General features: G+C 68.5%; 10 protein-coding genes. 2 read left to right on the top strand and 8 right to left on the bottom strand.

The window, feature by feature from the left end; translation table 11 throughout:
- Positions 1-20: 20 nt before the first annotated feature.
- Positions 21-4232, bottom strand: coding sequence for a ricin-type beta-trefoil lectin domain protein (locus ACZ573_RS11040; protein ID WP_471302049.1), 4212 nt, complete (start codon positions 4230-4232; stop codon positions 21-23).
- A gap of 541 nt (positions 4233-4773) precedes the next feature.
- On the opposite strand from ACZ573_RS11040, the gene ACZ573_RS11045 reads away from it, so the two are divergent.
- On the top strand, positions 4774-12153 hold the full coding sequence (locus ACZ573_RS11045; RefSeq protein ID WP_471302051.1) for a polymorphic toxin-type HINT domain-containing protein: 7380 nt from the start codon (positions 4774-4776) through the stop codon (positions 12151-12153).
- A 645-nt stretch (positions 12154-12798) separates the two neighbouring features.
- On the opposite strand, the gene ACZ573_RS11050 is transcribed toward ACZ573_RS11045, so the two are convergent.
- The 7 genes from ACZ573_RS11050 to ACZ573_RS11080 form a co-directional block, all read right to left on the bottom strand.
- Complete coding sequence (locus tag ACZ573_RS11050) at positions 12799-14106, bottom strand: tyrosine-type recombinase/integrase (RefSeq protein WP_471302053.1); 1308 nt, start codon at positions 14104-14106, stop codon at positions 12799-12801.
- Positions 14106-14330 (bottom strand): helix-turn-helix domain-containing protein, encoded by a 225-nt coding sequence (locus tag ACZ573_RS11055; RefSeq protein WP_471302055.1) that lies wholly within the window; start codon positions 14328-14330, stop codon positions 14106-14108. Before ACZ573_RS11055 ends, ACZ573_RS11050 begins: the two co-directional genes overlap by 1 nt.
- Positions 14330-15775 carry a replication initiator gene (locus ACZ573_RS11060; RefSeq protein ID WP_471302058.1) on the bottom strand — a complete coding sequence of 482 codons (1446 nt, stop codon included), beginning with the start codon at positions 15773-15775 and terminating at the stop codon, positions 14330-14332. The genes ACZ573_RS11055 and ACZ573_RS11060 overlap by 1 nt, the downstream gene beginning before the upstream one ends.
- Positions 15776-15923: 148 nt before the next feature.
- Positions 15924-16664: a DUF2637 domain-containing protein gene (locus ACZ573_RS11065; protein ID WP_471302653.1), complete on the bottom strand. Its 741-nt coding sequence runs from the start codon at positions 16662-16664 to the stop codon at positions 15924-15926.
- Positions 16661-18088, bottom strand: a complete 1428-nt coding sequence (locus tag ACZ573_RS11070; RefSeq protein WP_471302061.1) for an FtsK/SpoIIIE domain-containing protein — start codon at positions 18086-18088, stop codon at positions 16661-16663. The genes ACZ573_RS11065 and ACZ573_RS11070 overlap by 4 nt, the downstream gene beginning before the upstream one ends.
- Before the next feature lies 1 nt (position 18089).
- Positions 18090-18278 (bottom strand): hypothetical protein, encoded by a 189-nt coding sequence (locus tag ACZ573_RS11075; RefSeq protein ID WP_471302065.1) that lies wholly within the window; start codon positions 18276-18278, stop codon positions 18090-18092.
- On the bottom strand, positions 18275-18628 hold the full coding sequence (locus ACZ573_RS11080; RefSeq protein ID WP_453767927.1) for an SCO3933 family regulatory protein: 354 nt from the start codon (positions 18626-18628) through the stop codon (positions 18275-18277). The genes ACZ573_RS11075 and ACZ573_RS11080 overlap by 4 nt, the downstream gene beginning before the upstream one ends.
- 178 nt (positions 18629-18806) lie before the next feature.
- Between ACZ573_RS11080 and ACZ573_RS11085 the strand changes: the two genes are divergently transcribed.
- Positions 18807-19667, top strand: a complete 861-nt coding sequence (locus ACZ573_RS11085; RefSeq protein ID WP_471302068.1) for a GntR family transcriptional regulator — start codon at positions 18807-18809, stop codon at positions 19665-19667.
- Positions 19668-20025 lie beyond the last annotated feature (358 nt).

The following is a 20025-nucleotide window of genomic DNA, read 5'->3' on the forward strand; positions in this document are numbered from 1 at the left end:
TCCTGTCCGGAGGGTGGTGGCTAGGGACTGGGGACGGGCAGAGAGACCGTGGTCAGGGCAGGGATGCTCCAGCGTTGAGCGTCAGAGAGGTTGCAGTCCCACAGCCAGAGCTGGGTGCCCGGAGTGGTGTTGAAGTTGCCGAGGTCGATGCAGCGGTCGGAGGCCGGGTTGTACAAGGAGCCGTCGGCCCGGGGCACGAACAGCTGATTCGGGCCACGATGGCAGGTATGCAGCTGGAGCAGGGTCTTGTTGGCCGTCCCTGCCCACGCGGCATCGACGCACTTGCCCTGGATGCCGAGGGTTCCGTCGCCCCGGACCTCGAAATTCTGGGCGGGGCTGCCGTTGCAGTCCGTGATCTGGATCCTGTTGCCGTCGTCGGGCCTGGCGTAGTCGTTGTCCATGCAGTTGGCGGGGGCAGCGGTCAGTGCGATCGGGCTGGCCGCTCCGGGGGCGGTGGGAGTGGCTGCGTAGGGATAGACGGCGAAGTTGCTGATGCCGCCCGTGAGGCTGTCATGCGGTGCCCCGTCGGCCTTGAACCGGCCGAAGACGAGAGGGCCGCTCGAGGCCGGGCTGCTGGAGGCCTGGTGCTGCCCGCTGCCGGCCAGGACGCCGTTGACGTAGAGGCTCATCAGGCCGCTTTCGGCGTTGTAGGCGGCGGTCAGGCGGGTCCAGGCGTTGGGGGTGTACCGCGCGACGTCATTGGTGGCGTACGTGAAGTCGAAGGGCCATCCGTCGGTGTCCGCGTTGGCCAGGGCGAAGTGCCACCGGGAACTGGATGCATCGGCGTACACGATGAATGAACTGGTCCGGTTCATGTCCTGGCTGGCGATGATGCTGGTCTTGGTACCGGGCTTCGCCCAGGTGCTGATGGTGAAGCTCTTCTTGGTGTCGATGACCGGGGCGTTGGCCGTGATGGTCGACTGAGCGCCCTTGAATTCGGCGTACGCAGTCTGGCGGCCGCCGACGGAATCAGTGGACCACGTGATTCCGGTGGGGGTCGCGGGGTACTTGCCGTCGGTGCTCGGCGTTGTACTGCCGCTCTGGCCGGTCAGCTTCCACTGCGCCGCCGGTATGTTGAGATTGCCCAGCGATAGGGGGGTCGGCGAGAAGCCGGTGGCCGTTCCGCTGAAGGCCACGAGCTGCTGGGTGGCGTTGATCGCCCACAGGTCGGCGCGCCCGTCGCTGTTGAGATCTCCGTAGGAGCCGACCTGCGGGTACACCGAGGCGTCGAGCGTCGCGATGGCGGCCGCGGGCGCCTGTGCCGACGGCGGTGCCAGCAGCGCGGTGGGAGTGCCGGTCGCATCGAACTTCAGTGCGTAACTGTGGATGCGCCCGGTGGTGTCGTCGCGCGCCCACAGCGTGGGAGTGCCACCGATCTTGCCCGGAGCGATGAGGGTGGTACGCGACCAGTCACCGGAGCTGATCAGCATGCCCTGGTCGAGATGCAGGCCGCCGAAGGAGGTGCCGGGGTAGTACCAGAGACGGTTGTCCTCGATGGTGATCAGGTCCGCGAGCCCGCGCGGGTTGTCGAAGCTGCCCGGGGCGAGGATCTGGGTGACCTTCGACCAGTCCGCCACGTACCCGGTGCACTGTGCCGCCGGATTGCACGCCGGCTTGCTCGAAATGTGCATGACGTTCTGGGTAAGGCTGAAGTGCCCCGGCGTCCCACTGTTGGACGCGTCGTTTCCGTACGCGTACAGCTGATGGGTGTTCTTGTTGTAGGCGAAGACGTCGTCCACGCCCGACTGGCTGAGGCTGCCGCGGTGGCTGACGAGGTAGTTGTCCCAGCCGGTGTGGTCCGGGCTCTGGGCCGCCGTCGACGCGGTGACGGCAGTGGCGGAGGCGTCGGTGTTGCCCGGGACGAGGAGGAGGCTGCCGCTACCGCTCCGGTCCGGCCTCAGCGTGTCCGGTATCCCGTCGCCCGTGACGTCTCCTGCGGTGACCGGCGTTGCCGGGTTCCAGGGTGCGTAGAAGCTGTATCCGGCGGGCCGGGCGTTGTTCGCCCCGTCCACGGCCTGGACGTAGAGGGTGTGCGTGCCCCACTGCTGGGCGGTGAGGTTGATCGGGATGTTCGCGGTCGCGACGCCGTTCGCGTCGGGGGTGACGGTGACCGACTGTGCGCCGGTCGTGGGAATGGGCGCGTCGAGTGCGTACTCGAATCGGCGGATGTCGCTCTTGAGGCAGGCCGTGAGCTCACACCCGGTGGGGAGGATGTCCTTGCTGGAGACGGCGATGGTGATCCCGGTGTCGCCGGCGTGCGCGGTGGGCGTGCGGCCGCTCGCGAGCGGCGGGAACGCCTTTGAATCGGCGAACGCGGCAGCCGTGGGTGGCGTCAGGTCGACCTTGAAGCCGCAGTACGAAGTCCAGGGGCCTTCCAGGGTGCCGTCGAAGGCTCTGACGCCCCAGCCGTACGCATGGCCGTCGGAAAGTGCGATCCCGATGTTGGTGCGTGCCGTGGTGCCGGGCGCGACGTAGGTGCTTCTGGGCTCGGAGACGGTGGCAGGGGCGCCGCTGCCGTTGTTCTTCATGTCATCCCAGACCTGGTAGACAGCCTGGAGGTTCACGCCCTCCATGGGTGTCGTCAGGCGGGCGTTGAGCGTGAGGTTGGTTGCGCCGTAGCTCGTGGAAGTTCTACCGATCCAGCCCCGGGAGCCGTTGTTGCAGGCTGCGTCGGCGGGGTTCGCGGAGTCGGGAGTGGTGCTCGGGGAGTCCGGGGCGTAGGGCGGGATGTCGAAGACCGTCACCAGGTACGGGTTGGTGCTGAACCGCATGAAGCCGAGGTTCGAGACGGTCTTGCGGTTGTCGCCATAGAGCCCGAAGGTCCAGGTGTCGGCGTCCTGTGACGCCCCCTGCCGGATGCGGTCGGTGACATCGAAGTTGGCACTTCTGTAGCCGCAGTCGTTGGCGGGGCTGGCGCTCGCGATCTGCTGGGTGCCGATCGTGGAGATCACACCGGGCCGGTTGTTCCAGTTCGTGCCGCTGTTGATGCCGTTCGTGTGCTTCAGGGTCAGCGGCCAGGTGTTCGAGCACCCGTGGTCCGCGCCGTACGTCTCCGTCAGGTACAGGGTCGACTTCTGGATCACCATCTGAGGCGTGAGCGCGCTCGTGTTGATCTCGAAGAACGACTCCTGCATCCCGAAGCAGCTGGAGCTGTACTGCTGGTAGCCGACGCCTTCGCCCCAGTCCTGCGCCTTGTCGTAGGTGTTCGCACCCGGGCAGCCCTCCTGGGCCACCACGTAGTGGCCGGTCCCCGAGGTCACGGGGTTGACGACGGGGTCGATGAAGACGGGGTAGACGGTATTCTGCCCCGTGAGCAGCTCCAGGTCGGGGGCCAGGGTCACGGCGTCGGGGCGTGCCGAGATGCCGATCGGCTTGACCTGGGCGCCGTCTCCGGGGCTGACGGCCGACGACCGCGCCCGGGTTTCGGCGGGGGGCGCAGGAGGAGTCCCCGTGCCCTCGGCTGCCGCCATGCTGCGGCCGGCCACGAAGCTCTTGCCCGTGAGGCTCTTCTGCCCGGCCGCGGTGCTGGAGTCCCACATGAGGGGGGTGGCGCTGGTGAACGCCGCAGCTCCGTCAGGTGTGGTGGCCTGGAGGTTTCCGGCCGCGTCGCTGCCCACTGTCAGGCCGTCGGCCTTGGTGGCCAGCCGCAGGCTGCGCAGTGCGGGATTCGCCGCCGCCTCGGCGTTGTGGACGATCAGCACCTCGCTGAACGATCCCTGGTCGTTGACGGATGCCTGGAGGTCCACCCCGGGGAGGACGTTCGGGTACAGCGCGCTGCTGCCACTGACTTGGGGGGCGGGTAGCGCGACGGGGAAGGACAGGGCCAGCCGGCGCCCGGCGCCGTTCGTCAGTGTGGCCAGCGGGCCGGTGCCGCCGCCGGAGAGCGAGACGCCGGAAGGCGTGGCCCGGGGGCTGTACGTACCGTCCTCATTGCGCTGCAAGGTGGCATCGAGGGGGGTCCATTTTTCCGACTTCAGCACGCGAACGGGCTTGATGTAGGACGTGGTGCTGAGCGTCCCGTCCGGATTCGCGATGGTCTCCGTGGTCGTGGTGGTCAGCTCGGTGACCGGGACCGGCCTCTGTTTGAGCTTGGCCTGCCGCAGGGCCGTCGGGAGCGGGCCGCTGGCCGGTGGCTGAACTGCCATGGCGGGGCTCGGGGTGGGCGAGGCGCTCGCCGGGGCGGCGAGTGCTGCGGCAGGTACGGCGAGCATGATGCCCACGGATGTGATCAAGCCGACAGTGCGTCTGGTGTGTCGACGTGGATGGTGGCGCATACGTGTTGATTCCCCCCAAGAAAGGCTTACTGAAGGCTCCACCCCGGCGTCCCTGTGTCCAACTCGCGGGATTCGAGGCGGCCTTGTCGACTCATGGCGAACGAGGCGGGGGTGGATCCGCGGGGAAGGCTATTGCGTTTGCATGTACACAGCAATACTGTTCCGCTGATCTTGTGGGGCCGGTTGTGGCCCCTTCTCTTTTTCGGCCCATCCGGGCCGCGCACTTGGGGTGGGGACTGTCGAGGTGCGTTCATCGATGCACTGGCCTGCCGGTATGCCTGTAAGAGGCTGGCGGAGACGGGCCGTTGTTGTCGTGGTCATGACGGCTGCGATGTCACTTGTCGTACCGCTGGCCAGTGCGGACACGGTCGGTGGCTATCGTTACGCAGGTAAATCCTGGCGTGACGGTGAACTGCCGGACTTGCCCGTGGTCAAGGGGCACCCAGTCGGCCAGGCGACCAAGCCGGCGCTTCCTCGCGTACCCCAGGGTGCGCGTGAGATGCGCGTGCACCAACCCAAGACGCCCAAGTGGCCCGCTGCACGGACAGAGACCGTCACGGTGGCCCACCCGTCCCAGCAAGTACGCGACATGGGCCGGTCGGCGGACAGCGGGATGGCCCCAGCAGGCGCGCCTGTTCAGGCCGGCACGTCACCCGTCTGGATCGCGCCGGCCGCCTCGGTGCCCACCCCCCGGTCGGCGACCGGGGCAGCGAACGCACCCGCCGTCGACAGCCGCCCGACCATGGTCCGGGTGGAGACGGCCGGCCGGAAGCAGGCCGCCGCGGCCAATGTCAACGGGATGCTGGTCGGCCTCACCCCCGCAGACGGCGCCGCCACCGGCGGCAAGCTCTCCGTGGGCCTCGACTACAGCGCGCTGGCAGACGCCTACGGCGGCGGCTGGGCCTCTCGACTGCACCTCGTGACCATGCCGGGGTGCGCGCTCACCACCCCCGCCGTCGCGGCCTGCCGCGTCCAGCAGCCGCTGCAGACGGTCAACGACCCGAAGACCCAGCGGCTCACCGCCGACGTGAACGTGGGCACCAGCGCGGCACCGTTCAAGGACGCGGCCCTGTCGGGTCAGCGGCGGACGATGGCAGCGGCTTCCGGCAGCCAGGCCGTAGCCGTCGCGGCGGTGTCGGGTTCGGCCGGCTCGCAGGGCGACTACGGCGCGACCTCCCTCTCGGGTTCGGGATCGTGGGCGCAGTCGGCCTCCGGCGCCTTCACGTACAGCTACCCGGTGGCGGTCCCGCCCTCCTTGGGCGGAGCCGCACCGTCCGTGGCGCTCACCTACAACTCGCAGTCCGTCGACGGCAAGACGTCCGCCCGCAACTCGCAGTCCTCCTGGATCGGTGACGGCTGGGGCTACACCCCCGGCTTCATCGAGCGCTCCTACAAGCCCTGCAAGTACTCGGGCATCGAGGACTCCGGCGACCAGTGCTGGGCGGGCTACAACGCGACGCTGTCACTCGGAGACCACACCGGCCAGCTGGTCCGCGGCAGCGACGGCGCCTACCGGCTGGAGTCCGACGACGGCACCAAGGTCGAGCGGCTGACCGGCGCGACGAACGACCTCTGGGAAGGCGAGTACTTCAAGGTCACCACGACCGACGGCACCGCCTACTACCTCGGTCTGAACCATGCGCCCGGCACGGCCGGCGACACCGCGACCAACAGCGCCTGGGGTGTGCCGCTCTACCACCCCAAGTCGGACGACCCGTGCCACACCTCGGCCAAGGGCAACGAGTCCCAGTGCGACAAGCAGGTCGGCTACCGCTTCAACCTGGACTTCGTCGTCGACCCGCAGGGCAACGTCCAGCGGTACGACTACAAGACCGAGTCGAACTACTACAACATGGGCTACGGCCAGGTCGTCAAGGACGGCAAGGGCGGCACCCTGACGCAGTACACCCGCTCGGGATACCTGACCCGCATCTCCTACGGCTACAAGCTCGCCGACGCGGTCGCCGGCAAGGACCCCGCGGCCCGGATCGCCTTCGACACCAAGCAGCGGTGCACCACGTCGGACACGGTGTGCGCGGATGGCAACCTGTCGAAGGACACGGCCAAGAACTGGCCGGACGTCCCGTACGACATCAACTGCCCCTCCGACTACAAGACGGAGGGCGAGGGCGACGACGTCTGCCGTTTCGGTTCGCCCACGTTCTGGTCCACGTACCGCCTCAAGGACATCACCACCCAGGTCAAGATCGGTACCGCTTGGCAGGACGTCGACTCCTACAGCCTGACCCACGTCTTCTCGGACGCGGGCGGTGTGATGGACCCCGTCACCGGCAAGACCGGCAAGACGGAGAGCGCCGGCATGCTCCAGGCGGTGATGTGGCTGTCCTCCATCCAGCACACCGGCCGTGACACCACCGGTGGCGGCGACAAGCCCATCACGCTGGACCCGGTCACCTTCACCGGCATCGAGATGGACAACCGCGTCGACGGTCTGGAACCGGCGGCCCCGCCCCTGTACCGTCCCCGCATCTCCAGCGTCCGGACGGAATCCGGCGAGTCCTCGGCGGTCACCTACCGCGAGCCCGAGTGCTCCCGCACCAAGAACACGATGCCGGCGTCGGCGGACACCAACACGATGGCCTGCTATCCGGTCAACTGGTACCCGCCGGGCGCGGCCGAGCCCGTGGCCGACTGGTTCGTGAAGACCCTCGTCACCCAGGTGGTCAGCAGCGACCTCACGAAGGCCGGCTCGCCGGCCAAGGTCACCAGCTACGCCTACGACGGCGGCGCGGCATGGCACCGTGACGACTCCGAGCTCACCGACGACCAGTACCGGACGTGGAACGACTTCCGGGGATACCGCAGCGTCACCACGACCTCCGGTGTGGCTCCGGAACCGGTCGTCCAGAGCGTCTCCACGTACCTGCAGGGTATGGACGGCGACTACAAGCAGGACGGCACCAAGCGGTCCGTGTCGGTGACGAACTCGCTCGGCGAGTCCTTCCCCGACAGCGACTGGCTGGCCGGCGCCACTCTGGAGTCCCAGACCTTCACCGCCGCCGGCGGCACGGTGACGGCGAAATCCCTCAACGGGCCGCTCACCACGGTGGACACCAGCTCCAGTACCCGGAAGGCCTGGACCTCGAAGGACCCGGCACCGGCCTCCCTCTCGACGCTGCCCGACCTGGTGTCCCGTCGTTCGACGGAGGTGACCAACCGGTCGATGGGCCTCCTGTCCACCGGCGGTTGGCGTACGTCCAAGAAGGTCACGACCTACGACAGCCTTGGCCGGGTGCACCAGGTCGACGACAAGGGTGACGTCACCGCGCCCGAGCAGGAGAACTGCACCACCACCGAGTACGCATCGGCGCCGTCCGACAACCCGATGATGCTGATGTACCCGAGCGAGGTCCTCGCGGTCTCCGGCCCGTGCGGCACCAAGCCCGGCAAGGACACGACCCTCAGCCACAAGCGGATCTTCTACGACGGCGACGGCTCCGTGACCAGCCCCGGCACCTACGGGAAGCTGGGCCAGAGCTGGGCCGCCGACGGCAAGACGCACTCGGTCGGCCGGATGACGGCCGTGCAGGTCGCAACCAAGTACGACGGTGCGGGCAATCCCGTCTTCCAGGTGAACGGCGGCTTGGTGTACGACGACTACGGTCGCGTCACCAAGCAGAACGACGTGGCCTCCCAGAGCACCACCACCACCTTCTCCCCCGCCTCGGGCACGCTCCCGACGCAGGTCACCACGACCTATCCCCAGCCGTACAACTGGACCGCCACGACGGACGTGTCCCCGACACGCGGTCTCAACAAGCGGACGGTCGACGTCAACGGCCGGGTCACCAGCAGCACCTACGACACCCTGGGACGGCGTACCGCTGTCTGGACGCCGGGCCGCGACCGGGCGACGCAGACCCCCGACCGCAGGTTCACCTACTCCGTCAGCGGTGCCGGCGACAGCCCGAACCCCTCGGCCGTCACCACCGAGACGCTCCGCGAGGACGGGAGCTACGGCAAGTCCGTCACGATCTACGACGGACTGCTGCGGGTCCGCCAGCAGCAGTCGACCACGGCGGACAACTCCGCGGGCCGTCTGATCTCCTCCACCTCGTACGACAGCCACGGCTGGACGGTCTCCAGCATCGCGACGTACGCGGACGCGACCGCGGATCCGGGCACCACGCTGTGGGTGGAGACCGAGAACACGGTCCCGAACCAGACCCGCCAGGTCTACGACGGCCAGGGCCGGGTCATCGCCAACCAGCAGTGGTCGAAGGGCGTCAAGCTCTGGGAGGCCACCACGTCCTACCCGGGCGTCGACAAGACGGTCAACACGCCGCCGAAGGGCGGTCAGGCGGAGGCCCGGTACACCAACGCCATCGGCCAGACGACGGCCACCCAGACCCTCGACACCACGGCGGACCGCAAGCTGACGGCCGGCACCGTCATCCAGTCGGGCACGACGTTCTCCTCCAAGAGCGTCCGGCTCGACATGCAGGCGGACGGCAACCTCGTCCTGACGGGCATCGCCAACGGCAAGGTCCTGTGGTCCTCGGGCACCGCGGGCAACCCGGGCGCGAGCGCCACGGTCCGCGCCGACGGCAACCTGGTCGTCACCAGCACCACCGGGACGGCCCTGTGGACGTCCGGCACGGGCACCGCCGGAGCCACCGGCGGATACGCCATCGTCAAGGCCGACGGCAACTTCCGCATGTACAACGCCGCCGGTACCGCCATCTGGTCGTCCGGAACCGCCGGTAAGGCGGCTGCCGCCGACACCAGGACCTCGTACACCTACACGCCCGCCGGCGACGTCAAGTCCATCAGCGACACCGCCGGCAACAAGTGGACCTACACCTACGACCTGCTCGGCCAGAAGACCTCCCAGACGGACCCGGACACAGGCCTCTCGACCTTCGGTTACGACGTCTTCGGCCGGCAGACCCTGAGCACCGACGCCCTGGGCAAGAGCATCGCGACCACCTACGACTCGCTGGGCCGCAAGACCGGTGAGTACGAAGGCACCAGCACCACCGACCAGTCCAAGAAGCTGGCCGAGTGGACGTACGACACCCTCCTCAAGGGGCGGCAGACGTCCTCGACCCGGTTCGTGGGGGGTGCGGGCGGCAAGGCCTATACGAAGAAGGTCAACGGCTACAACACGGCCTACCAGCCCACCGGCTCCACCGTGGTCATCCCCGCGGCGGAGGGCGAGCTCGCCGGTACCTACACGGCGAAGGCCGAGTACACCCCCACCGTGGGCCTGCTGCAGTCCACCTCCTTCGGAGAGGACGGCGGGCTGCCGGCCGAGACGATCGGCTACGGCTACAACCTCCAGGGCCTCGAGACGGAGTTCGGCTCCCGCACGACCCCGTACCTGAACAAGAGCATTTACACGCCGCTCGGCCAGGTCGTCCAGTCCACGTACGGCGTCTACGAGAAGCAGTTCCGCACCGCCCAGACGTACGACCTGGCGACCAGCAGGCTCGCCACCAACACGGTGAGCCTGCAGACCAGCGGCAGCAGCCCGATCGACGCCACCACCTACGCCTACGACGAGGCCGGCAACCTCACCGGTACGTCCACGGTGCAGTCCAGCAGCGGCGCGGTCACCGGCACCGACACCCAGTGCTTCCTCTACGACGGGCAGAACCGCCTGTCCGAGGCATGGACGGACACCAAGGGCCTGGCAGCCGCCAAGCCCGGACAGATATCCAAGTGCAACACCGCGCTTCCGAAGGCCGCCACGATCGGCGGGCCCAACCCGTACTGGCAGAGCTACACGTACAACCTGCTCGGTGACCGAACCCAGCAGGTGAAGCACGACACGGCGGGCAACCCGCTCAAGAACGTCACCCAGAACATCACCTACCCCGGCAACGGCACCACGCCGGCCGCCCAGCCCAACACGGCGACGACGATCACCACGACGGGGCCGGACGGCACGACCACCCTCACCCCGCACTACGACGCCGTGGGCAACACCACCAGCCGGGACACCAAGGTCGGCGCGGCCGCGGCCACGACCCAGACGTTCACTTACAACGTCAAGGGCCGTACCGACACCGTCGTCACCCCCAAGCCCGCCGGCGGAACGCTCACCTCCAACTACCTGTACGACGCCGACGGCGACATGCTGATCCAGCGAGGGGCGGACGGCGACACGCTCTACCTCTTCGGAGGCGCCGAACAGCTCACTCTGAACAAGTCGTCGCGCACGGTCTCAGGCCTGCGCAATTACAAGGGTCCGGACGGCACGAAGATCACCCGCTCCTCCACCGGCGCGGTCGTCTACCAGGCAACGAACCCGCAGAACACGTCCCAGCTCCAGGTCGACGCGGCCACGCTCAAGGTGACGCGCAGGGCCTTCGACCCGTACGGAGCCCAGCGAGGCCCGGCCCCGCCGGCCTGGGCCGACAACCGCGGATACCTGGGCCAGCCCACGGACACGGCCACGGGCCTCAGTCTTCTCGGCGCCCGCAACTACGACCCCGTCATAGGCCGCTTCCTGACCTGCGACCCGGTCTTCGAGGCCGGCGACCCGAACCAGATGGGCGGCTACGCCTACGCGGGCAACGACCCCGTCAACGCGAGCGACCCCTCCGGCCTGTGGACCTGGGAGGGTGTCGGCGACTTCTTGACCGGAGCCCTCGACGGTGCCTTCGGCGGCGTGAACGAGCCCTGGATCAACCCGGCCGGATGGCTCCTCGACAACTGCGTCGACATCTGGAACGGCGACAACGAGACCTTCAACGACTGGACGGGCTGGGAAGGCAGCGACTACGAGGTCCCCAACCTCTGGGGTGACAACCCGGGCGCCGAACTCTTCGGTACCGACCCGACCTCGGAGCGGTACGAGCAGGGTTACTGGACGGGCTTCATCGGCTCACTGGCCGTAGACGGTGTCGGAGCCGTCAAGGCCATCAAGGCATACCGTGCCGCTGTCAGGGCCGCGGAGGCGGCCGAAGCCGCTGCCGCGGGGAAGAAACTCCTCACCGACGACGTCCCCACCCCGTCGGCGAAGGAAGCCCCGCACGAAAAAGCCCCGGACACCACGGCTCCGAGCGAGCCGGGCGCAGGTACCGCGAAGGAACCGAGCCCGGCGGAGCCCGCAAGCGACGGCACGTGCAGCTTCTCGCCCGAGACGCCGGTGCTGCTGGGCAACGGCGAGACCAAGGCGATCGCCGACATCGCTCCGGGCGACGAGGTGGAAGCCGCGGACCCGGAGACGGGAGAGGTCTCGGGCGGGCGCACCGTCGCGGCCACTTGGGTTCACGACGACAGCGACCTCATCGACCTCGTCGTGGAGGTGGCCCCCGGCGACCAGCAGACGCTGCACACCACGGCGGAGCACCCCTTCTGGGACGAGACCACTCGAACCTGGGTGCCGGCTGCGGAGTTGACCCCCGGCCACGCCTTGACCACCCCGGACGCCCGCGAGATCCGGGTGCTCAACGTCCGGCCGACCCCTGGCACGGCCACCCGGTACAACCTGACCGTCGATGAGCTCCACACGTACTATGTACTTGCTGGCGCCACTCCAGTCCTGGTGCATAACACCTGTGGCGACGTTGCGCTGGGGGCGGGTGAGGGAACTGCGGACGCCCTGAAAGCCTTCACATCGACGAAGCCGGAGACGGAATTTGTCTTCGATTCGGGCGCGGGGAGATTTTTGGCAGGTGACCGTGAGCGCATTCCCGGAGGTCTCAGCCCACATGAGCAGCTTGCCGAAAAGGCAGGCATGGATAAAGGGACAGTGCTGGGCGGCACACTCTTCCGGGACAATGGGCGCCTGGTGTTCACGGAAAATAGCGGTCACTATGGCCACAGATGGACAGATTCCACACGGCAGCAGTTCCAGACATTCATGAGTGATCAAGGCATTGACTTCGACTACAGGCCATGGGGTTGAGATGAGTGATTGGACTCCGGTGGTGTACCGAGGGGACGGGGCATGGATTGGGACCATGCCTGACGGCCGTATTGGGGTCGGGGTGGAATCGGAAGGGCGAGCTGCGCTTGTAAGCTCTGGGTTCGTTCCCATGTGGCCCTACCTGGAGCGCGATCTCACTGAATCCTTGGCTGAATTTTCCCTCTCGTGGGGGCAGCTTAGCCAGGGTGGCGTATCGGCTCCCGAGAGGCTAATTGAATTGACGGTCGAGTCGGCATGGAAGTCTGGCCGTTCGTACTGGATGCAACTGGCTGCTCCGTGGGTGATTGAGATGTCTCGCCGAGAAGATTTCGATCAAGACGTCGTTCGAGGGATTCTCCGTGAGATGGAAACCTCCGAGGTGCTGTCCGTGGAGCTTCGGGATCAAGCACGGTGCGCTATTGAATAGCGCTTACCTGTGAACACCTCATCGGATTTCACCCCTCGTGAGAATTCTGTAACGTGGACCTGCTGACCATCCACACTTCAGCTGGAATTGGATGTCCGTTTCAGACTGGTGGTGGTCGGTTCCCTTCTGGTAATTGATCGAGACCCATGTGAAGAGCTCCGCCGAGAGATCTCGGCGGGGCTCTTCACATGGCCTGACGGCAGTAGTTGACGGCAACGTCAGCGGACGGGGGCCGTGCAGAGCGGTGGTTCGTTGCCGTCGTCGGGCTTGCTGGTGGTCTCGGTGGGGTTGCGGAGGGCGTGGCCGAGGAGGTCGATGGCGTCGCGTTGGAGGCGGAGTCGGACGTGGGCGTACACCGTGGCCGTGACGCCAATGTGAGCGTGGCCCAACAGCTCCTTGATCACGACGAGTTCGACGCCCTGCTCCAGGAGGAGGGTCGCGGTCGAGTGGCGGAGGTCGTGGAAGCGGATGCGGCGGAGCCCGGCCCGGTAGAGAAGGGTGTTGAAGTGCCGGGTGAGGGTGGCCCCTTCGATCGGGGAGCCGTCGGGCCGGGTGAAGACGTAGCCGCTCGCCTTCCAGCCGGTCCCCGCTGCTTCGCGTTCCTCAGCTTGCTGGTCGCGGTGCTGTTCAAGGGAGCGCATGCACTCGGTGGGCAGTGCGATCCGCCGCTCCGAGCTCTGGGTCTTCGTCGGCAGGGCGGTCAGGCCGCCGCTGTTGGTGCGCTGGAGGGTGCGTCGGATGCTGGCGGTTCCGCCGGCCAGGTCGAGGTCTTCCCAGCACAGGCCGAGGAGTTCGCCTTTGCGTAGCCCTGTGCGCAGGGCGAGTTCGAACAGCGCGTGCAACCGGTGCCCGCTTGTGGCGGCCAGGAACTCGCGTGCCTCGTTGGCGGTGAGGGGTTCGAAGCGGCGGGGTCGGGGTGTGCCGGTGCGGACGTTGCGGGCGACGTTGCGCGGGATCTCTTCCTCGCGTACGGCGTGCTCCAGGGCGGACTTGAGGACGGAGTGCACGTAGGCCAGGGTCAGCGGCGAGAGGCGCTTGGAGCAGCACTTTCCGACAGCGCAGCAGCGGGGCTCATCGCGGGCCGCGTCCAGGCCGCGGGTGCAGCACTGGCAGGTGGTGCGGAGCTGGTTGAGCCAGGTGCGGACGTCCTTGGCCGTGAGCTTGGCGAGCTTCTTCCGTCCCAGGCCGGGGATGAGGTAGAGCCGGGCGACGGCGATGTAGCGGGTGTGCGTGTTCTCACGGAGCTGGTAGACGGCGACAGCGTCGAGCCAGTACGTCAAGAACGCGGCCAGGCTGCCCTGAGCGGAGGGGACGGGGACGCCGCGGTTGCTGGCGGCGATCTTCTCGGTGAGCTTGGCCAGGGCCTCCTTCCTGGTGGGGCCATAGACACGGATGCGCTTGCGGGTATTGCCGGGGGCGAGGACGTATCCGGCGGCCTCCCAGCGGCTGTCCTTACGCTGGTAGACGGTTCCGTCGCCGTTTGCGCGGACGCGGCGGGAGGCAGGGGTGTCGCGGGGCGTGGTCATCAGGCGGCTTCCTGTTCGAGGCGGGCGTGGATGAAGTCGGTGAGCGCGTGGGATGGGATGCGGCGGGCGCGGCCGAGGGTGATCGAGACGAGCTGGCCGGAGCGCAGCAGGTCGTAGACGGCGGAGCGGCCGAGTTGGAGGCGGGCCATGACCTGGGGCACCGTCAGCAGATCCAGTACCGGGGCCGCCTCCGTGCGGAGGACGGTGGGCGGGGGCGAGACCATCAGCAGCCGCCTTCCGCGATGAACTGCCGTTCCAGTTCCTTGCGGTGCCACACGTGGGCGGCGAGGAGGGCTGCACCGGGGCTGTAACCCGAGCCGAGGTAGTCCCAGCGACCGACGACAAGAGTGGTCGCCGGGTCGGACTCGGGCAGGCCGGCGTGGACGCGGGCCTGTGCGGTGCGCCAGGCGCGACGGGCAGCGCGCAGCGCGCCCAGAGTGGTGGAGTAGCTGCGGGACTTGGTGGAGAAGTGGCCCCTGAAGCCGAGCATGTGCGCCCACTTCCAGAGCTTCAGGTGGGCGAACTCCGGCAGCCTGCCCAGCTCCCAGCAGGTGCGGATCATCTGCCGGACGTGGTGGGCGACGGCGAGCCGGGTCAGCGGGCGGGCCTGTCCGGTGCCGCCGCAGGCGGTGCACGGGAGTGGGGTTCCGTGAGGCAGGAGGGTGGCGCCGCGTCCCTGGCAGGGGCGGCAGAACAGGGCGCGGTCGAGGGCGCCGGAGGCGTCGGCGGATTTGGTGGCGTACTTGGCAACGTAGGCGGCCACCGCCTGGTCGGTGAATTCGGCGTCGGTGCCGAAGGCCGTGATCTCGGATACGTCGAGCTGTTCGCCCCAGCCGAGTTCGCGTCTTTGGACCGCATCCGAGGAGACCGTGACACGGACCCGGGCTGCGGCGGCGCGTACGGCCTCAGTGAGGACGGCGACGGTGGCGTACGACGGCGGGGGCGTGGTGTTGCCGTCCGGGCCGTCGAGCCGGATGACGGCGTGGAAGTGGACCAGGCCGCGCTGCTGGTACTCGGCGACCTTCGCGAAGGACACCCGCAGGACCGCGTGGGCGGCCTTCTGGGTCAGGCCGAGCCCGGTGGCGATCTCGCGGCGCAGGTAGGTGGTGAAGCGGGCCCACAGGGCGGAGGCGTGGGCGTTGAACAGGACCGCGCCCTCGTAGTCGTACGTCGAGGGGTTCAGTGGCGTCCCGAGCAGAGCGTCGTCAGGTTCGTGGAGCTTGCGGCAGCGGCAGGGCCGGATGTCGCCGCCGGGGGTGGTGGGGCGGTTGTGGACGGGGCCGAAGGATGGCGGAGTGAGGGTGACGAAGACGCGGGGGTGGGTGCGGACGGTGTCGGGCACGGTCTTGCCGCCGGAGAGGCCGGCGCGGATGAGGTGGTAGGTGTCGGCGGCGTAGAGGCGGGAGCAGGCCGGGCAACGGGAGGAGCGGCGGTTGCCGCACGCGGTGAGCAGGCTGCCCGTGGGCTCGTCGGAGGAGGCGTAGGTACGCAGCACCTCGCCGGTTGTGGTGTCGACGGTGGTAGTGCGGCCGGTCAGGCGGACGGGTTCGGTACAGCCGCCGAGGTGTTCGATCTGCTGCTGTGCGCGGTCGAAGTCGGGGTGGTTGACGAGGTGGAGCAGGTCCCGTACGGCGGGGCTTGCCACGTGGCGCAGGTCCAGGGTGACCATTCGGGGCGTGTCCCTTCTGTTCGGGTGGGGTGGCCCCGAGCAGCAACTAGCCGGATCTGTGGGCGTGTTGGTGCTCGGGGCATGACGAACCAGACCCGTTGGCGGGCGTGGGTTCAGCGAGGGGTATGCGGCCGGTGAGGGCCGGGGCTCAGAGCTGAGCGAGTGCGGCGGTGGCCACCGGCAGTGCGACGCCCATGCGCGTGCCCAGGTGGGCGGCGCTGATCGGTGTTCCGTGCTCGGCGCGGTGGGTGTCCGCGATGCGTTGAGCCGCGTCCAAGAGGGCGACGGGAAGGGCCGGGCCGGTGGCGGGCCGAGTCGTCTTGGTGACGGCGACGGGCGGAGTGGCGGCCGGGTTCGGAGCGGGCTTCAGTTCCTCGGTCGGGGTGGCGACGACGGCCGGTACGGGCGTCGGGGGCTCGGGCGCGGGTGCTTCGTCGGGCACCGGTTCAGAGATGGGAGCTACGGCCTCCAGGTGCGGCGTGGTGTGGGTCAGGGTGTGGAACTGGGCGAGGAAGGCGGGGCCGACGTGGCCCCAGCCGAGCAGCAGGAGCGGGGCGACGGTGTCCAGGCAGGCCCGTCCATAGCGTCCGGCCAGCAGCGGTTCGGCGGTGTTCAGCGCGAGAGTGAGCAGCCCGCACAGGTGCAGCAGCCGAGTACCGGCCCGCAACTCCACCTTGGACACCCCGCGCAGGGCCAGGAACCGCAGCGCGACCAAGAGCCCGACGACGGACAGATCCACCATGGGCGCGATCAGCGGCGCGATCGGGTGGGGTACGCCGAGGCGCAGGGCGAGCGCCCAGACGTTGCCGAAGGAGAAGACGAAGGCCAGGGCCGCGATGACCGCCATGACCACGGTCACGGTGCGCCGGGTGAACCGTTCCTCCGCTATGATCTCAACCTCCCTTCCGGCGTGGGTGTTTCGGGATCACTTGGTGAGCGAGGGCGCGGGCGTTGCCGGCCGGTCGAGTGCAGGAGGGCGTCCAGGCACAGGTCCGGGTCGGCGGTCAGGTGCGAGGTGTCCTCGGCGACGCGGGCCGCGTCGGCGTCGGAGACGTAGGGGGTGCGAATGCGGGTGTAGCCGGGTCGGCCCTGCATCGCCATCACCGCGACGCCGACGTAGGCGGGGTCCTGCAAGGTCACCGGGCTGGCATCGGGCCAGTTGCGGATGTCCTCGCCCAGTGCGGCCACCGCGGCTTCCACGGTCTTCTGCGCGAAGGACAGCCCGATGGGGCACACGTCGCGGATGAAGGTCGGGATGGCGTCGCCGGTGGTCTTCTGGCTGATAAGGATCACCAGGATGCCGACGCTGCGGCCCTTCTTGACCAGGTCCTCCACCAGTCGCGCGTTCTCCGCTGTCAGCGCGGCAAGACGTTTCGTCGTCGGGTCGCTGCCCTTGTACTCGCGGAAGTACGTATGCGCCTCGTCGATGATCAGAACCGTGAGCGGCCACTCCGGAGATGGGCCGACATGCCACATGTTCTTCACACCCAGCACGTCCCGGATGGTCGCCGAGCGCCGCTTACGCAGCTCCACAAGCCGCTTGAACAGCGCGTTCGCCTCATCCAGGTCATCCCCGCAGAACGCGAACATCCGCTTGACCAGGTCGGCGTAGTCACCCTCCGAAGCCCGCGACACCTTCCCGTCCGCCGTCGCGAACTGCACGGCCGCCGACGGCGCGAAGTCGCAGACGAACTTGTTGACCCCCGAGGTCTTGCCCGCACCCGGGACGCCGGCCACCGTCACCCCGGGCACATTGGCCAAGGACACGCACACCTGCGCGGCGTACTCGTCCACCCCCAGCTCCCAGCGCGTCAGGTCCACAGGGGGCCGGCCGGTGGGCCGGTGGCGGGTGGTCGTGGTCAGGGGATCGGAGCGCACACCCCGGATCACCACCTTGCCGGGGCCGTCCGGCAGCACGGATACCCGCGTGCACCGCCAGGCGTCCGCCAGGAACCGCGCCGACTTCTGGTACTCCTCCAGCCCGACCTGCGGCAGCGTCCGCGCCCGCACGATCACCCCGAACTGGTCGGGCTTCACCTTGATCTTCGGCGTCAGTACCCGGGGCGCGGGGGTGGCACCGTCCTTCTGGGCGGTGATCTGCGCGAGCAGGCTCGGGGTCTTGTCGGTGACCGTCAGCCTCGCCATCCGCGCGAGCCGTACCCAGCCCCAGCGCACCCGCACGGCCTGCCGCATGCTGACCCGCGTGCCCCGGTCGGCCCGCACGTAGCGCGCCACCGTCCACAGCAGCCACGCACCAACCAGCACGGTCGCGATCGGCAGCGCGTACGGCGCGTAGTCCGTCACGGCTTCCATGTCAGACCCCCTCTTCGCGTATCAGGACGAGCATGTCGCCGAGGTCCAGGCGGCCAGCCCGTTCCGGGCTCAGGCCGAGGAGGTCGAGCACCACCGTTGAGACGGTGAACGTGGCCTTGCCCTCAGTTCCTGGCAGGGGCCGGAGCGGGTGCAACTCCCGCTCCGGCGCGGTGGTTTCGAAGCGGATCACTGGGCCGCCTCCACCGTCACCAGCTCCAGGCGGGCGGCCCGGTAGGCGACACCCTCGGAGAGCTGCCCGTTGAAGATCCGCGCCCACGGCGTCGCGAACAGCTCCACCGGCCGCACTATCGCCCCGGGCTTGAGCCCGGCGGCCAGGCCCGTCTCCGGGACGGTGATCTTCAGGACCTCGGCCCGGCCGTCCTCCATGAGCATCACCATCACCGTATGCAGCGACGCACCGGTCTCGCGGTCGGTGGCGATCTCCCCGGTCTGCTGGTCCTTGATCTTCAGCACTGGCTCGGTGCCCGCGATGCACACCGCCGACGGCAGCAGAGCAACACGGATCCGGGTCATGGCCATGCCATCACATCCTCGTTCGATGGAGCCGCTTGATCGGCTCGACATAGAGCATAGGGAGATGATCGCTCAACTTGCAAGATCGATTAGGTTGTGAATTCGATCAGGTTGGTAGGCGGTCAGGCGGGGAACCCGGGGATGTGCCTGTAGCGCTACAGGCTGCTGGCGATACCGTGAGGGCATGACCCTGCCCTTGGACGAGGACTCCCGGCCGCCGTACCTCCAGGCCGCCGAGGCCCTACGGGACGCGATCTCGAACGGCGAGTTCCGCCCCGGCGAGCGCCTGCCCTCGGCCAACGTGCTCGGTGACCGGTTCGGGGTTTCCAGCTCCACCGTCCAAAACGCCCTGCGTGTGCTCAAGCAGGAAGGGCTGGTCCACTCCCAGCTCGGCCGGGGCAGCTACGTCAGCCCCTCTGTCGGCAGGAGTGCCGAAGGGGCCGACGGTGATCACGAGGACGCTGACACCGAAGGGCCGGACTGGCCGGTCGACGTCATCCGCAACGACGACGCCCGACCGCCCTACGCCCAGGTCGCCGACATCCTCCGCCGGGAGATCCTGGAAGGCACCTACCCTCCGGGCTCCCAGCTCCCTCCCGCCCGGGAGATCCAAGAGCGATTCAAAGTCGCCAACTCCACGGCGCAGAACGCCTATCGAAGCCTCAAGCAGGCCGGGCTCGTGTACGCGGTCAAGGGACGCGGCGTCTTCGTCCGCCAGGAGCCAGAGCTGGGCAAACACCACGGGCCCATTACGAACTACCGGCTGCAAGATGATCTCGCCTACGAGGCCCGCGCCGCCGCCACCGAGTTCGCGCACCTCGGCGACGACGAGCTACTGGCGCGAGAGGTGGAGCTGGACCAGCGTTGGGCCACGGTCCGCGAGGAACACCAGCGGGTATACCGCGAGCGCCGGAAGGTCCAGCGAGAAAAGCGCCGGCGCGGCCTCTCCCTCCCTCCCCTCCACGAAGACGATGCCGAACCGGACGCATCACCGACCGAGGAGCCGAAGACCGCACCTGCCGAACCGAAGGAACGTCGGCAGTAGCACGCTGCGCCAGCGACTCGGCGAACTTGACCAGCGACCAGTGGTGAGCTGTTCAGAGTTTCTTTACTTGATCAAGGGCGTCCCGCTGACGCGGGCCGCCGCGCGCCGGCGGTCAGTGACCGCCGCCCGCTCCTGTCTGCCGCCCCGCTGGCGACGGCCGCCGACCACTCGGCGCGCAGAGCCCGGGAGCGTAAGCCGGACCACCAATCGGAAGCCCCGGTCCGACCGCTCAGCAGCAGGCTGGCCGGGCACCTGAGAGGCCGCCCGGCGGGCTCGCGCCGTCCCGGACGGCCATGCTTGCCGCCTGGCTGGGGGCCGTGACGATGGAGATAACGGGGCTAATGCCGGTGCGGGGTTG

It is taken from the genome of Streptomyces sp. NPDC040545, from assembly GCF_055595065.1.

Coding starts and splice junctions, on each gene's coding strand:
- ACZ573_RS11045 (WP_471302051.1), top strand. CDS start 4,774: ATGCGCGTGCACCAACCCAAGACGCCCAAGTGGCCCGCTGCACGGACA.
- ACZ573_RS11050 (WP_471302053.1), bottom strand. CDS start 14,106: ATGACCACGCCCCGCGACACCCCTGCCTCCCGCCGCGTCCGCGCAAAC.
- ACZ573_RS11055 (WP_471302055.1), bottom strand. CDS start 14,330: ATGGTCTCGCCCCCGCCCACCGTCCTCCGCACGGAGGCGGCCCCGGTA.
- ACZ573_RS11060 (WP_471302058.1), bottom strand. CDS start 15,775: ATGGTCACCCTGGACCTGCGCCACGTGGCAAGCCCCGCCGTACGGGAC.
- ACZ573_RS11070 (WP_471302061.1), bottom strand. CDS start 18,088: ATGGAAGCCGTGACGGACTACGCGCCGTACGCGCTGCCGATCGCGACC.
- ACZ573_RS11080 (WP_453767927.1), bottom strand. CDS start 18,628: ATGGCCATGACCCGGATCCGTGTTGCTCTGCTGCCGTCGGCGGTGTGC.
- ACZ573_RS11085 (WP_471302068.1), top strand. CDS start 18,807: ATGACCCTGCCCTTGGACGAGGACTCCCGGCCGCCGTACCTCCAGGCC.